Genomic DNA, 14,815 nt, shown 5'->3' with positions numbered 1-14,815 from the left:
GGAGAGACGTACATGAGCGATTCCCGAGGGTTCGGCCGGCCGACCAGCCGCCGCGGATTCCTGCAGACCGTGGGCGCGGTGGGCGGCGCCGGGGCGGCGCTGTCCGCGATGGGCGCGCTCGGTCTCGCGCCGTCGTCGGCGAGCGCCGCGACGCCGCCCTTCCGCGCGCCGCGCGCGTCCGACTTCACGCTCACCGGCCGTCGTCCGGCGCGCGTGGCGGTGGTCGGCGCCGGGGTGGCCGGGCTGACCGCCGCGTACGAACTGTGCAAGGCCGGCCACGACGTGACCGTGCTGGACGCCCGCCCGCGGATCGGCGGGCGCAGCCTCACGGTGCGTGGCGGTGACACGCTGACCGACATCAAGGGCGCGACGCAGCGGGCGGGTTTCGCGCCCGGTCAGTACTTCAACGCCGGGCCGGCGATGTTGCCGCAGTGGTCGGTCAGCACCGACTACTGCCGCGAGTTGGGGGTGCCCCTGGAGGTGTTCGCGATATCGAACACGAACACCTTCGTGTTCAACCCGAAGGCGTCCGACCAGCCGCGGTTCCAGACCGCGCAGGCGGATGCGTACGGCGTGGTCGCCGAGTTGTTGGCCAAGGTGACCGACCAGGGTGCGCTCGATCGCGAGCTGAGCGCGGCCGACAAGGAACGTCTGCTGGGCTTCCTGAAGACGATGGGCGACCTCGGCGACGATCTGGCCCGCCGGAACGACCCGCGCCGGCGCGGATTCGCGGTGAACCCCGGCGCCGCCGGATCGCCCGGTGTGCCGCTGCCACCGCGGGGTTCGCTGGACCGGGTGTTCACCGAGCAGTTGACGCGGCACTGGTACCTCGACGCCGGGTTCGACATGGCGTCGACGCTGTTCCAGCCGGTCGGCGGCATGGACCGCATCGTCGAGGCCCTGGCCGACCACATCGGTCGCGGGCGCATTCGCTGCGGCATCGAGGTCACCTCGATCACCGACGGCCCGAACGGGATGCGACTGTCGTATCGCGGGTCCGCGAGCGGCGTGCTCGACGTCGAGTACTGCATCGTGACCACGCCTCCGCGGGTGGCCGCGCGCATCGCCGGACTGCCCGCCGAGGCGACCGCTCTGCTGGGGGGCTTCCTGGCGGAGTTTCCCGGCAAGATCGGCCTGGAGTACCGCAGTCGGTGGTGGGAGGACGACTTCGCGATCCACGGCGGCATCACCTCCTACGGTGAGGACGGGTCGTTGTGGTACCCCTCGTCGGACTACCGCGGCGAACGCGGGGTGATGGTGGCCTACTTCGAGCGCGCGGAGACCACGATCGAGTCGCTGCCGCCCGCCCAACGGTCGGCCGAGGCGGTGAACCGCAACGTCCGGGTTCACGGTTCGAAGGCCCGTACGGAGCTGGCGAGTTCGCTGTCGGTCATGTGGGGCCTCGAACCGTTCGTCGAGGGCGGCTGGCAGCCGGCCGACACGCAGAACAACGGCGTGGTCAACACGCCGCGATTCCGGCCGCTCACCGAGCCGACCGGACGGGTGTTCTACGCCGGCGACTGGCTCAGCAACATGCTGGGCTGGCAGCACGGTTCGATGGTGTCGGCGCGCAAGGCGGTCGAAAAGGTGCATGCGCGTGCCCTGGCGACATGAGGTGGACCGCGGTGCGGCGGAGCCGGCCGCGATGCGGTGGACGACGGCAGTCGGCGCGGCGGGATGCCCGCACGGTCGTGGCCGGCCGATCCGGGCCCGCCTTGCGGCGTACGGTGCGGCGGTGTCCCGTCCACCTTGGGGCTGATCCGTTTATAGCCCGCGTGACTGACGTCGGCCGCGAACCCTGTCGATAACTTAGACCGACTAGTCGATCTATTATTCGGCTCGCTCTTCGGGGCGGGCCCGCCCGCGCCTCGATCGAGGCGCGGGCTCCACCGATGGAGAACCCAATGAGCACACCCCGCCACACCCGCAGCGTCTCCGGACCGCGCCCGCCCTCCGCTCACGGCCCGTCGTACGCCGCCGTGGCCACGGGCCTTCGCAAGGTCTACGGCGAGGGAGAGACGGAGGTCCGTGCCCTCGACGACGTGTCCGTCGGCTTCCGCAGCGGCGAGTTCACCGCGATCATGGGCCCCTCCGGCTCCGGCAAGTCGACGCTGATGCACTGCATGGCGGGCCTGGACAAGATCTCCGGCGGTTCTGTACGGCTGGGCGACGTCGAACTGGCCTCGCTCGACGACACCGGGCTGACCCACCTGCGGCGCGACCGACTCGGCTTCATCTTCCAGGCGTTCAACCTGCTGCCGACGCTGACCGCCCTGGAGAACATCACCCTGCCGCTGGACATCGCCGGACGGCGCGCCGACCTCGAGTGGCTGGACAAGGTCATCGACACCGTCGGCCTGGGCCACCGCCTCGACCACCGGCCCGCACAGTTGTCCGGCGGCCAGCAGCAGCGCGTCGCGTGCGCCCGCGCCCTGGCCGGCCGACCCGAGATCATCTTCGCGGACGAACCCACCGGCAACCTCGACTCGCACTCGGGCACCGAGGTCCTCAACTTCCTGCGCGCCTCGGTCACCGAGGCCGGACAGACCATCGTGATGGTCACCCACGACGCCGTCGCCGCCTCCTATGCCGATCGGGTCCTGTTCCTCGCCGACGGGCGCATCGTCGACGACATGGCCGCGCCCACCTCCGACCGGGTGTTGGAGCGCATGCGCGCGTTCAACCGGAAACCGGGCGAACCCGCCGCTGCCGCCGTCTCCGCCCTCCCCCTCTGAAGGACGCGACCGTGCTTCGCACTTCCCTACGCAACCTCGTCGCCTACAAGGTGCGCCTCGCCCTCACCGCGCTCGCGGTCGTCTTCGGCGTCGCGTTCGTGGCGGCCGTCCTGGTCTTCGGCGACACCCTCAAGCAGGCCATGACCGAGGCCGCGCTGCGCGACCACCGCGGCATCGCGGTCGACGTCCGCGGCACCAAGTACGCCCTCGAACACCTGCAGACCCCGCCCCTGGACGAACCCCTCGTCGCCAAGCTGCGCGCGCTGCCCGGCACCGCGTCGGTCACCGGCCACGTCACCGGCTTCACCGCCGTCGTCGACCGCGAGGGCAGACTCGTTCGCAAGAAGGCGAACGCGACCGGCGCCAACGCGGTGCCCGGCCGCGACGGCAAGGACCCCCGGTACACGCTGACCGCCGGCCGCCTGCCCGCCAAGGCGGGCGAAGTGGCGCTCGACACCGAGACCGCCAAGGCCGCCGGATACAAGGTCGGCGACCGCATCCGGATCGTCGCCCGCGGACCCGTGCTGGAGCAGAGCGTCGTCGGCGTCTTCACCACCGACAGCGCCGCCGTCGAGGCCGGCGGCTCGCTCACCCTCCTCGACACCGCCACCGCGCAGGAGCTCTACCTCGAACCCGGCGTCTACGGCGAACTGCGCCTGAACGCGAAACCGGGCACGTCACAGGAGCAACTGCGGGCCGCGACCGCCCCGTTGATCCCCAAGGGTGCCGAAGCCCTCACCGGCGACAAACTGCGCCAGGACGACCGCGACAAGGTGAACAAGGAGATCGCGTCCCTGCGCACGCTGCTCCTGGTCTTCGCCGGCATCGCCCTGTTCGTCGGCAGCTTCATCATCGCCAACACCTTCGCCATGCTCGTCGCCCAACGCACCCGCGAACTCGCGTTGTTGCGCGCCATCGGCGCCACCCGCAAGCAGGTGACCCGCTCGGTGATGTTCGAGGCCCTCGCGGTCGGCATCGTCGCCGGACTCGCCGGGTTCGTCATCGGCATCGGCCTCGCGGCCGGCCTGCGCGGCATCCTCAACAACATCGGCGCCGACCTCACCCCGGGGCCGACCGTCGTCACCGGCGCAACCGCCCTGTGGAGCCTGGCCGTCGGCATCGGCGTCACCCTGCTCGCCGCATGGCTGCCGGTACGCCGAGCCGCCAAGATCCCGCCCGTCGCGGCGCTGCGCACGAGCCTGCCGCCCAGCACCTCGAGCCTGCGCCGGCGCAACATCGCCGGTGTGCTGACCGTCGCACTCGGCGGGATCGTGCTGGTCGCCGGCATCAAGGGCTCGGCGACCGGCAACGCCAAGGTGTTCACCGTGATGAGCGGCGCGGGCATCGTCCTGGTCGGCGTCATCGTGCTCACCCCGCTCATCGCCACGCCGGCCGTGCGCCTGTTCGGCGAACTGCTGCGGCGCGTGTACCCCGTCGAGGGCCGGCTCGCGTACCAGAACGCGGCCCGCAACCCGCGCCGCACCGCCGCCACCGCAGCGGCCCTGATGATCGGCATGGTGCTGGTCACCTCGCTGACCATCTTCAGCACGTCGCTCAAGCAACTCGTGGACCGCACCCTGTCGAAGGGCATCACCGCCGAGTTCGTGCTTAGTTCGTCCTCCGAGGGGCAGACGCTGACCCCGGAGATCGCCGCCACGGTCGCCAAGGTGCCCGGCGTCACCGCCGTCAGCCCCGTGCGCGAGGCACAGGTGACCGTCGACGGAAAGGAGCACAAACTCACCGCCGTCGACCCCGCGAGCGCGTTCTCGGTGCTCGCGACCAAGTTCACCCAGGGCGGCCCGCAGTCGCTGCCGACCGGGCTGCTGGTGTCCAAGCAGACCGCCGACGACCGCAAGTGGCGCGTCGGGACGCCCGTTCCCATCACCTTCCCCGACGGGCAGCAGGCCCGCCTGCCCATCGGCGGAATCTACGACGAGGCACCGCTGCTCGGCAGCCTCACCGTGTCGCTGCAGACGCTGACGCCGCACATCGACGTCGTCGGCGACGACTTCGTCCTCGCCAAGGTCGCGCCGCAGCACAAGGACACGATGCGGGACACGCTGCGCAAGGCGGTCGGCAACAGCCCGGCGATCAACGTGCAGACGGCGAAGGAGGTGCGCAAGGACTTCAACAAGCTCTTCGACGTCATGCTCAACATCGTCTACGGGTTGTTGTCGATGGCGATCGTCATCGCGGTGCTCGGCGTGGTCAACACGCTGGCCATGTCCGTCTTCGAACGGACCCGCGAGATCGGCATGATGCGCGCCATCGGGCTGGACCGGCGGCGCACCCGACGGGTGATCCGCCTGGAGTCCCTGATCATCTCGCTCTTCGGCGGGCTCCTGGGCGTGGTACTCGGCGTGATCGCCGGGGTGGGCGGAGTGAAGGGCATGGCCCGCTCCACGAAGGACCTGACCGTGGTGATCCCGTGGGACAGGGTGCTGCTTTTCCTGGTCCTCGCCGCGATCGTCGGCGTCCTGGCGGCGGCGTGGCCGGCCCGGCGCGCGGCCAAGCTCGACGTCCTCACGGCGCTGCGCACCGACTAGGCACGCAGCCGCCGGCTCCGGCCGCGCCGTCCACGCGGCCGGAGCCACGCCCTGGTGGTTCGTGAACTCATCCGATGTGTACAGGAATTCGATGCGAGAACGGATGGTGAAGGTCATGGACCGGGGTGACCTCGCAGAGTTGGCGCTCGACCGGATGGACCGGGCGAACACCGTGACGCGGGATCGTCGCCGTCGGCGGTGCGTACGGTTGGGAGAACGTCGTCCAGGCGGACACGTTCGTCGGCACGTTGCGCGATGCCGTCGCCGCAGCCGCGAACACGCAGCAGGACGCCGACGAGCCGGCCGCCCAGCGGCGGCCGGACACCACGTCGATGCTCGACGAACTCGCCCGTCTCGCCGTCCTGCACCGTCACGGCGCGCTGACGGACGACGAGTTCATCCGGGCCAAGAGGCGACTCATCGGCGGCTGACGACACCGGAGCGGGGGCCGCGATGTGACGGCACGGGGACGGGGAGCCGCGGTGATCGGCTCCCCGCTTCCTGTCGTCGCCGCCGGGGCGGCGGGTTTCCCGCGTTCAGCCGACCAACGCTCGATGGACTTGGCCCAACCGGTCCGGGTGGCGGTCCGGCTTGAGGGGCTTTGGCCCCTCTGGGGAGGATGTCCATCATGGAGAGCATGGGGAAGAAGAAGCCTCGCCGCTCGATGATCGGTGCGGTGGTCACGACGGGGAGCGAGGTGTCCGCGGCCACCTGCTCGGCGGCGGGGTCACCCGTCGGCGAGGTGTTGGATGGTGGTGGCCAGCCAGGCTTGGAGGGTGATCGGGTCGCCGAGGTCGGCGCGCAGGACTCGGCGGCGGGCGGAGACGCCGAGTACGAGGGCGTCGATGGCCGCGGCTCGGTCGTGGGCTTCCGCGTCGTTCATGCCGGTGTCGCGGAGATAGCGGCGCAGTGGTTCCAGGGAGTTCTCGTCGAGGAAGGCGGCCAATGCCTCCGCCGCCTCCGGGCGTTCGCCGGACGCGCGCTGGAGGACGAGTAGCGGATCCTCTCCGGATGTGGCGAACCAGCGTTGGACGATGCGTTCCGCCAGCCGCGAACCGAGCGTGGAGAGGTCGCCGTCGACGGAGTTCTCGACCGGCAGTTCGACTCGGGTCGCCGCCAGGAAAAGGCCGTCCTTGCCCCCGAAATAGCGCGTGATCAGGTTGGGCGACACGCCGGCGGCGTCGGCCACGCCCTTGACGGTGACCGCCGTGTACCCGTGCCGGGCGAACTGGCGTTGTGCGTGTTCGAGGATCCGCCGCCCGGTTGCGGCCGCATCACGAGAGATCATGTGTATGAGCATACACATCATGTGTATGCTCGTACACATGATGGATGAACTGCGAGAGCGAATCCGCCGGACGCGGCGCGTGGCGACGCCGTGGCACGACGACCGGACGCGCGGCGTCTGCGGAACCCGCCTCGACGCACTGCTGGAGCGCTGGGCGAACGGATACGACTGGGATGTGCACGAGCGTCGAATCAACGAGTTCCCGTGGGTGACGGTGCGAACCGGTGACACCGACCTGCGGGTGATCCACCAGCGGTCCGCGGACCCCGGCGCTCCGGTTGTCGTGTTGCTGCACGGCTGGCCGGACTCGGTGTTGCGGTTCGAGCGCGTCCTGCCACTGCTCGCGGACATGCACGTGGTGGTTCCCGCGCTGCCGGGCTTCCCGTTCGCGGCGCCGCTCACCACGCCCGGCATGTCGGCCGACCGGATCGCAGGGATCGTCGCGGACGCGCTCGACGAACTCGGCCACACGCGCTACACGGTGTCCGGCGGCGACGTGGGCGGCACCATCGCCGAACTCCTGGCGGCCGAACACCCGGACCGGGTGGCCGCCTTGCACATCACGAACATCGCCCCACAGCGCGCGCTCACCGCGGATCCGGCGCAGCTTGCGCCCGACGCGGCCGACTACCTCCGCCGGACGGCGCGGTGGTTCCGGACCGAGGGCGGGTACATCGCCGAGCAGTCGACGCGGCCGAACACGCTCGCCGTCGCACTCGGCGACTCGCCGGCGGGCCTCGCGGCGTGGATCGTCGAGAAACTGGAGTCCTGGTCCGACGATTCGGCCTTCACCCCGGACGAGCTTCTCACCTGGGTCACCGCCTACTGGGCCACCGGCACGATCGGCACCTCATTCGCCACCTACGCCGAACCGGTCACCCTCCCCGACCGAATCGACACCCCGACCGTGCTCTCCGTGTTCGCGCACGACCTCAAACCGGAACCGCGAAGCTACGCCGAGGCGTTCTTGAACATCCGCGAGTACGTGGAGCACGACTCCGGCGGCCACTTCGCGGCCTGGGAACGGCCCGAAACGTACGTCGGCGACCTGCGCCGTGCCGTCGAGGCGGGCGACTGAGGACGGATCCGGCCGCCCGGCCATCTCATTCGGCCGAGCCCCGCACTCATGTCACGGTGTGTGCGGGAGCGGGCGGTGCCTGTCCGGTACTCCGGCAGGACTTCGAAGCGACCGCCGAGCCCGATCGCCGGCGCGTCCGGGCCGGCGGGATCCGGGTTCAGTCGGTGAGTTCGAGGACGACGCGCAGCGCGGCGGACACGCGTGTCATCACCGCCGGGTCGACGGTCCCCAGGAACGTGCCGGAGCGGATGCGTTTGTCGGTGAGGGCGACCAGGTCGACCGCGACGACCGCTCCCGCGACCGGCTCGGCGATCGGCACTGTCACCACCGTGTCCGGCGCGCCCCCGGTGCGGTCGATCATCGCGCACACCAACGTCCCCGGCAGCGCGCGGATGGCCGCGTCCGATTCGACGATCATCACAGCCCTGACCTTGGTGGCCAGGGACACCTCCCAGACCTGCCCGCGAGCGAGGTTCACGCGACGTCCTCGCCGAACACGTCCGCGAGTTCCTCCGCGTCCTCGCCGTGCCGACCACGCCACGCCTCGATCGCCTCGCCCGCCTCACGCAACGCCTCGGCCCGCAAAGCACGCTCGACATACGCCGACAGATTCCCCGCCGACGCGGCCTTGGCACTGGCCAACAGGTCCGCCGGAATCGTCACCGTGACCCGTTCCCTATTTGTCATATTCAAAATCATACGCCACGTATGACAGCATCGGCTTCAACGCCGCGACAGCGGTCCGCCACAAAGCCCGATCGAGGAATTCGACACCCCGGGAGAGGTCCCCCGACAGATGTCGGCACACCTGCGCCGACGTCTGTCGCCCCGCCGTGTCGAGGACCGTCTCCGCGTCCGCCCGTCGCGCCCCGCTCCCGTGCCGGGGGCGGTGGTTGACCCACCGCCAACGACCTGCCAGGGCATCGGCGTCCAGCCCGTAGCACCCGGCGACCCGGCTCACGAACGACCACGTCGTCTCACCGCTCAACGGGGCAACCCGAAACACCCCCACCGGTACCAAAGCCCATCCCCACCCCACCGCGAACCTCACACCCCACCGCACGCGAAGCCCTCGGACCGACACGGCCTCACCGGCGCATGCCGAGCCGCCGTCGGCAGCGGTTTCCGCTCGCCCGACAGCGAACCACGCCGGGCGCGTCGGTTGTCGACCGTTCGACCCGGCCGCACCCCGACGGCCCGGCCATCCGCATCCCGACCACGACGGCGCCGACCACTCGAGCGCCGGCCCGACTCTCCGGCACGAGCCCGGGACGCCGCCCGTGTCGTTCGCGGTCCTCGCTGCGCGGTCGTGCGGCCCCGTGTCGGCCCGGCCCCGACGGCGTCGTCCGCTGCGCCGTGTGTGGTCGCGGTGGGAGGCCCTGTCGTTTTGGTGTCTGGTTTCCGTGGTGGGGTCTCTGTGTGGTTTTCCTTACGACATTCGGTGAGGGGTGTGGGTTCGCCGGCGTCGCCCAGCGCCGTCCTGCGGCGTTGTTCGGGCTCGGCCGTGGGCTGTGGCGGAATCGGAGCGTGAGGGTCGCAGGGGGCGTCCGACACTTCTTGCCGGGGCGTCCTGGTGGTCCGAAGGCGGGGCTCGCGACGACGGTGGAGGGCCTGTTCGCTGCGCCTGGAGGTCGGTGCCGGGTCGGCCCGTTGGGTGCGGCGGTAGGGCTGCGGAGCGGACCCGGGTTGGTGGGTCTCGTGTTGTCGTCCGGTGGTTTCTCATCGGACTGTCGATGGGGCGTGGGTGCGAAACCGGGATCTGTCTTTGTTCGTGGGGGAGTTGGTGATCTGGTCCCGGCCGGGTGAGTGGGACGACGCCCGGGATCGGCCGGCCACACGGTGGGAATGCCCTGCCCGGCGTGACGGGACGCGTCCGCAGGAGATCGCCGAGGCGCCGGGTCGTGGAGCCGGTCGTGCTGCGCATGTCCGTCGAGCGCGGCGACGTCGACTGGGAGGCACGCGTACGGGCGGCGCACCACCGGCCGGCCCGTACGGTGCCGTACGACACCGAGGAGGGCGAGTACTACAGCAGCGCCCGGGCCCAGGCACACCGGGTCTTTCACCGCACGCTGCTGGAGGGTTGCGGCAATCCGGTCCTGCCGGAGACGTTCGACCGCATGTGGACCGCAAGCGAGTCGGCCGGCCGCTGGTCGGCCCACCGCGACCCAGACCGCGACGGCATCGACGAACACCGCCCACTGGAGGAGGCGGCCCTGGCCCGCGACGCCGACACCGCGGCCGAGGTCCTGACCACACACATCACCCGAACCGCCGCCGACCCGACCCTCCCGGAAACCTGACCCGGCTCCGGCTCGTCACCGGACCGACCCGTCGAATCGCGAAGCAGAAGGCGACGATGAGCGCGTACCAGAGGGTCGCCGCCCAGTGCCAGGCGCCGATGCCGACGAGGAAGAGCGCCCAGAGCAGAAGCAACGCGTGACCCACCGCCGTCGCCGTGAACGCGCGCGATCGCAGGGCGGCCGAGCGGACGACGAGGCCGAACACGGCGTGGAAGTCGATCCCGGCCATGATCAGGGCGACCAGCGTCGAGAAGTCGCGGCCCTCGGACGCGACGCCGTAGCCGTGAACCGTGGAGGGCCCCATGAACGGCCCGGTCAATGGAGGCATGGCGTTCGAGTCGAGCCCGACATGGTCGATGCCGACGGCCACGGCGTACCAAAGCCAGACGAACACTTCGAGAACCAACAACGACCCGAGCCAGATACACAGATACCTCAGGCCCCACGCGCGCGGCGACTTCGAACGAACCACGTTTCCCCTCGGAATCCGGCCCCACCCCGAAACCCCCGCAGCAGCGCGCCCCGGCCGCCGAAGCGGTCCCGAGGTGGCCACGCCGGCGGTTTCGGGCAGACACGAGGCACAGGTTAGGGCCTGATCCGCGGTGCCCCTCCCGCCCCCGTCCGAAGCGCGCCGGAGGTGCCGGCGGTCACCGACCTGGATGGCGTCGGGCAGGGCCCTTCGGAACGCGGATGCGTCGCAGCAGCCGCGCGGTGGGCGTCGGGCAACAACGGGGCGTGATCGCCGCGGGTCTTCCCGTGCTCGAGTACCAGAAGTGCCGCCCGAGAACTCCCAACCAGTCAGAAGGGAGGTTCGAGATCGCCGCGGCCATCGCTGTGTGGCCCGCAGTCCCAGGGCTCCTCCTGGAAAGGTTCGATGCCGGTGACGTCGTGGCCCCATCTTTCGAGGGCCTTCCAGGCAATGCGCCGGTTGGGGTCGTCGCTGCCGGTGTCCAGGATGCGGCGCGCGTGCACGGCGAGATGATCGCGGTGATGGGCAAGCGCGGGGTGTTCGGCGAGGACGAGCGCGGCGAGGCCGGCGGCTTCGCGCACGTCCTCGTGACCGTCCTGCAGGAAGGGCACGACGGCTCGATAAAGCATCGGGCGCAGGTCCCGGAAGGCTGCCAGTGTGGTGTCGTGGGTGAGGAAGCCAGGGAAGTACTGCTCGGTGCGGTCGACAATCTCGTCGGAGGCGTCGCAGGCCGTGGAAACCAACCAGTTCAACAATGTCGCGCGGAAGGGGACGTTGCGATACGGCCGGAGGGTCATGGCCGCCGGGTGGGCGAGGATACCGGCGACATACATGGCGACGGGGGCGGTGGCTTCGTAGACGCTGTTCTGGTGGCCGACCAGCTCCGTCAATTCCGACAAAGCGGTGACCTGCACCTTGGGATCAGGCTCCAGCAACCGTGCCAGGACTTCGGGAAGGCATTCACCGTTCCCGAAAGCCGTCTGGAGCGAACCCCAATCAGTCTCCGCCAGGACTACCCGGTAGGGCGGCAAGTCAAGCTCGCGGGGCGCCCCGGCCCTGGAACTGCCGTGATTCACAGGCCAAACCTAGCGCAGACCTCCGACACGATTCCCGTCCGGGCAACCGCGCGCCGCACCGCAACCTCGGCCACCTCGACACCCACCCCGGCCACGCCTCCCGCTGCGCCGCCGACAGGCCCGCCCCGCCGTTGTCGTTGTGAGTGGGTGGTGTGGTGGCGGTGTGTTGGTCGGCATCGCCCGGTAGGGGGTCCGGGCTGTTCAATGGGCATTTCGAGCATGGTGGTGGGGTTGGTGCCGGCTGCCATGTGTTGACCAGGGGAGTGTTATGGCGCTTCCACCACGCCCGTGCGGGTGTGTCGGCTGATTGACCATTCCTGTGTCCGGGGCCGGGCCTGGGTGGTGGTCTGTGCGTCATGGCAGGTCAGCGCCGGGATCGGTCGGCCGTGATACCCGGGGCCGTCGTGGTGCCGCGTCCGTGGGCGGTACGGCGTCTGCTCGACATCGACGCCTCCGGGACGGTGACCAGTACGCACGTGCGGATCATCGTCGAGGCGGCCGGGGTGTTCGAGCGCACGATGTGGCGGTGGCTGCGTGAGGCACGCGGGGGGCGTCTCGAAGCCCGTTCCCGGAAGAACGGCTTCACGCTCTCGGACCCGGCGTGGGCCGAACTCGCCCGTCCGGGTGGGAACGTCTCCGCCCTGCGCCGGACGATGCCGGGGACGAAATGCCGTTGGCACGCTCGCCGAATGGGGCACATCCTCGGTGCCGTCGCTGAGCACGTTGCAGAGGGTCATCCGCCGTGACGTGCGCGCGGGCCGGGCCCTGGAGGTCTCCCGTCGATCCGGAAAGGACATGCGATCGGCGAGCTACGACCGCGCACCGGCCGATCTGTGTGTGGAGGACCTCTTCGACGATCAGGCCTCCGCGCTCGTGTCCGCGGACACAGCCCCCGACGCCGCCGTTCCCGCCGCGCTCTCCCGAGCACGGTTGTACACCCCCGACGCGCGCCCGGCACGCCACCGTCCCGGGTCGCCGCGGTGGTCGAGGCGGTCGGAGACGAGCATGTCGTCGGGTCGTTCCCCGGGTGCGAGGAAGACGGGGACGATGATGGTCGCGGAGACGCGATATCGCGTGGCCCCGATGCGCGCCGAGGCCGCTCGGTGATTTGGTGTAACGCCGGCTCCTCTCCGAAGCACTTACCCATGACCCGATCGCTTCGTCTGGAGGAGACCGCACCTTGGCACCACCCGACCATCACGACGTCCGCGCGATTGCCCGCGACCGGGCGGCGCTCGAGGCGTTCTATCGTGAGCACTTCGATACCGTGCTGGCATTCGTGGCACGGCGTGTCGACGATCCGCACAGCGCGGCCGACTTGACTTCCGACGTGTTCGTGGCGGCACTCGGCTCGGCGCACACGTACCGCGGGGGCCCCGGCGGCGGACGCGCGTGGTTGTTCGGCGTCGCCCGCAACGTCATGGCGAGTGACCGCCACAGGGCCGCCCGGGAAGCCGACGCGCGACGCCGGGCCGCCGGACGCCGCCTCACCGACCCCGACGACATCCAGCGCCTCGAAGAACGCCTGGACGCCGAACAGCAAGCCCGCAAGGCCTACCGCGCGATACGAACCCTCCCCGATGCCGACCGGGCCGTCCTCGAGCTTGTCGTCGTCGACGGCTTGAGCGTGTCCGAAGCAGCTCGGGTGCTGGACGTCGGCACGGTCGCGGCACGCGTACGGCTACACCGCGCCCGTCGCCGCCTCGTACGCCGCCTTGCCGCCCACGACGGACCCGGGAACGCACAGGACCGTCTCCACCCCGTCACGCAAGCCCGAACCGACTCCACGTCGCACGCGGAGGTGCACTGATGCGCAACGAGAACACACCGCTCGCCTTCGAGAACGACCTGCTGGGCGAACTCACCGCATTGGTCGAGGGAGAGACGGTCGCCCAAGCGGCCACAACGGTCCCGTTGCTCGACTCCCACGGCGCCCGTCGTCGGCGCCGTCGAGCGTATGGGCTGGTGGTCTCGGGTGCCGCGGCGGCGGTGGTCGCCGTCGTGGGTCCGCTGGTCCTGGGCGGGAAGAGCGCCCAAGCGGCGCCGTTCACGGTCGTCCGGCAGCCGGACGGGACGATCAGGTTCGCGATCGACGAGTTCCGCGATCCCGAAGGCCTGGAGACTCGGCTGCGCCGGCTGGGCGTACCGGCGAAGGTCGACTACCTTCCTGCCGGAAAGGGCTGCGCGGCAGGTCGGTTCCCGGGAGGGACGCTGCCCCGGGACACGGTCGAGGCCGCGATCCACTATGTGAAGCCGCCGATGGACCGGTTGATGACCGACGAGGAGAGCGCGTACTTCCGCCAGGCATGGCAGGAGATCCGGCCGGAACGGATCCCGCCGGGAACAACGCTGGTGCTGACCGAGACGATCTTCGACGGCCCCAAAGGGTCGGAGCAGCGAACGGCGGTGGGCAACAGTGATCTTGCGAGGGGGACGGTCGCTCCCTGCGTGCCGGTCGACGACCCGAACGCGCCGAGGGTGATCGACACCGAGGACGGTCAGCTGGTGCACCTCGGCGGTCCGCCGCCGTCGAACTGAGCCCGGTCCAGGACCGAGCCGGTCCGGCCGCGGCAGACAGCCAGTGGGCTGTCATCGCTCGGCGCGGTCGGAAAGGGTGACGACGACACGGTGATCAGCGTCCCGGTCGGCTGGGTCTCGCCGTCTCGCCGTCTCGCCGTCTCGCTGTTTGCGCGGTTCGGTACTCGTGGCCGTGGAATCGGCGCCTGGGCGACGGCCATGGCTCGGCGCGGCTGCTTCGGTCGTACCCCGCCCTGCCGCTTTTGCTCTGCCGTGGCCCGGCGGATCATCCACGTCGGTGGAGTCGGGGTGTGGTGTGGGTGTTTCCGTGCCGGTCGGGGTGTGGACGTGTGTGGTCGTTTGGACTGTCACACGGGTGACCATCGACTGACGTCGGGTGTCTGACACAAGTGGGTTGTTCCGTCACGGAGTTGCCCATTCCCGTGTTCGGGGTTCCGGGGTGCGGGTGTGCTTGCCGGTGTGGCGAGGAGTCGGTCTTGCGTATCGGTACATCCTGCTGCCGGTTCTCCGAGCGCGGCCGTGGTGATGCGGCCGCTGGTGTCACCCGCGCGCACGTGGCGGTCGCTGCCGAGGCGGTGGGGTGTCGGAGCGCACGGTGTGGCGGTGGTTGGCGGCAGCGCGCGGGTCGGGCCGTGTGGACCCGCCGGGACGTGACCGTTTCACTCTCGATGACACGCTCTGGTCGTGCCTCGCGGACCTGGGTGGGGAGGTGAGAGTCCTGCACCGCTGGACGAGCGATCGGGCTGCGGCCCTCGCCGAGGTCGAGCCGGGAACGCCGCCGGTGT

General features: G+C 70.4%; 13 protein-coding genes and 1 pseudogene. 9 read left to right on the top strand and 5 right to left on the bottom strand.

What is annotated here, in order from left to right; translation table 11 throughout:
* The first annotated feature begins 12 nt into the window (after positions 1–12).
* The 4 genes from OG948_RS01485 (at position 13) to OG948_RS01470 (ending at position 5,712) form a co-directional block, all read left to right on the top strand.
* Positions 13–1,614 (top strand): flavin monoamine oxidase family protein, encoded by a 1,602-nt coding sequence (locus tag OG948_RS01485; RefSeq protein ID WP_406293110.1) that lies wholly within the window; start codon positions 13–15, stop codon positions 1,612–1,614.
* Positions 1,615–1,904: 290 nt separating this feature from the next.
* Positions 1,905–2,735, top strand: a complete 831-nt coding sequence (locus tag OG948_RS01480) for an ABC transporter ATP-binding protein (protein ID WP_406293108.1) — start codon at positions 1,905–1,907, stop codon at positions 2,733–2,735.
* A gap of 11 nt (positions 2,736–2,746) precedes the next feature.
* The gene (locus tag OG948_RS01475; RefSeq protein WP_406293106.1) at positions 2,747–5,281 is read left to right on the top strand and encodes an ABC transporter permease; all 2,535 of its coding nucleotides are present in this window, start codon (positions 2,747–2,749) and stop codon (positions 5,279–5,281) included.
* Positions 5,282–5,529: 248 nt separating this feature from the next.
* Positions 5,530–5,712 (top strand): SHOCT domain-containing protein, encoded by a 183-nt coding sequence (locus tag OG948_RS01470; RefSeq protein WP_406293104.1) that lies wholly within the window; start codon positions 5,530–5,532, stop codon positions 5,710–5,712.
* Between the two features lie 296 nt (positions 5,713–6,008).
* Here the strand turns inward: OG948_RS01470 and OG948_RS01465 are convergent, their stop codons facing one another.
* Complete coding sequence (locus tag OG948_RS01465; protein ID WP_406293101.1) at positions 6,009–6,569, bottom strand: TetR/AcrR family transcriptional regulator; 561 nt, start codon at positions 6,567–6,569, stop codon at positions 6,009–6,011.
* Positions 6,570–6,606: 37 nt separating this feature from the next.
* Between OG948_RS01465 and OG948_RS01460 the strand changes: the two genes are divergently transcribed.
* Positions 6,607–7,647 (top strand): epoxide hydrolase family protein, encoded by a 1,041-nt coding sequence (locus OG948_RS01460; protein WP_406293099.1) that lies wholly within the window; start codon positions 6,607–6,609, stop codon positions 7,645–7,647.
* Between the two features lie 157 nt (positions 7,648–7,804).
* Here the strand turns inward: OG948_RS01460 and OG948_RS01455 are convergent, their stop codons facing one another.
* Both OG948_RS01455 and OG948_RS01450 read right to left on the bottom strand, forming a co-directional pair.
* Positions 7,805–8,125 (bottom strand): type II toxin-antitoxin system PemK/MazF family toxin, encoded by a 321-nt coding sequence (locus OG948_RS01455; protein WP_406293096.1) that lies wholly within the window; start codon positions 8,123–8,125, stop codon positions 7,805–7,807.
* Positions 8,122–8,334: a type II toxin-antitoxin system CcdA family antitoxin gene (locus OG948_RS01450; protein ID WP_406293095.1), complete on the bottom strand. Its 213-nt coding sequence runs from the start codon at positions 8,332–8,334 to the stop codon at positions 8,122–8,124. The genes OG948_RS01455 and OG948_RS01450 overlap by 4 nt, the downstream gene beginning before the upstream one ends.
* A 1,145-nt stretch (positions 8,335–9,479) precedes the next feature.
* On the opposite strand from OG948_RS01450, the pseudogene OG948_RS01445 reads away from it, so the two are divergent.
* Positions 9,480–9,947, top strand: a pseudogene (locus OG948_RS01445) (FCD domain-containing protein); the annotation flags it as partial.
* On the opposite strand, the gene OG948_RS01440 reads toward OG948_RS01445, so the two are convergent.
* Together OG948_RS01440 and OG948_RS01435 are read right to left on the bottom strand one after the other, a co-directional pair.
* Positions 9,907–10,419 (bottom strand): hypothetical protein, encoded by a 513-nt coding sequence (locus OG948_RS01440; protein ID WP_406293093.1) that lies wholly within the window; start codon positions 10,417–10,419, stop codon positions 9,907–9,909. The pseudogene OG948_RS01445 and the gene OG948_RS01440 sit on opposite strands and share 41 nt — an antisense overlap.
* Positions 10,420–10,745: 326 nt before the next feature.
* The gene (locus tag OG948_RS01435) at positions 10,746–11,492 is read right to left on the bottom strand and encodes a hypothetical protein (protein ID WP_406293091.1); all 747 of its coding nucleotides are present in this window, start codon (positions 11,490–11,492) and stop codon (positions 10,746–10,748) included.
* A gap of 386 nt (positions 11,493–11,878) precedes the next feature.
* Between OG948_RS01435 and OG948_RS01430 the strand changes: the two genes are divergently transcribed.
* From OG948_RS01430 to OG948_RS01420, 3 genes are all read left to right on the top strand, one after another.
* Entirely contained in the window at positions 11,879–12,238 is a 360-nt protein-coding gene (locus OG948_RS01430) for a hypothetical protein (RefSeq protein WP_406293089.1), read from the top strand.
* A gap of 434 nt (positions 12,239–12,672) precedes the next feature.
* Positions 12,673–13,302, top strand: coding sequence for an RNA polymerase sigma factor (locus OG948_RS01425; RefSeq protein WP_406293088.1), 630 nt, complete (start codon positions 12,673–12,675; stop codon positions 13,300–13,302).
* Entirely contained in the window at positions 13,302–14,030 is a 729-nt protein-coding gene (locus OG948_RS01420; protein ID WP_406293087.1) for a hypothetical protein, read from the top strand. The genes OG948_RS01425 and OG948_RS01420 overlap by 1 nt, the downstream gene beginning before the upstream one ends.
* Positions 14,031–14,815: the final 785 nt, after the last annotated feature.

Source organism: Embleya sp. NBC_00888 (genome assembly GCF_045207655.1).
In the GTDB taxonomy this organism is placed as follows: Bacteria; Actinomycetota; Actinomycetes; order Streptomycetales; family Streptomycetaceae; genus Embleya.
The sequence above is the reverse complement of the archived record's forward strand: the minus strand, read 5'-3'. Positions and strand labels throughout refer to the sequence as shown.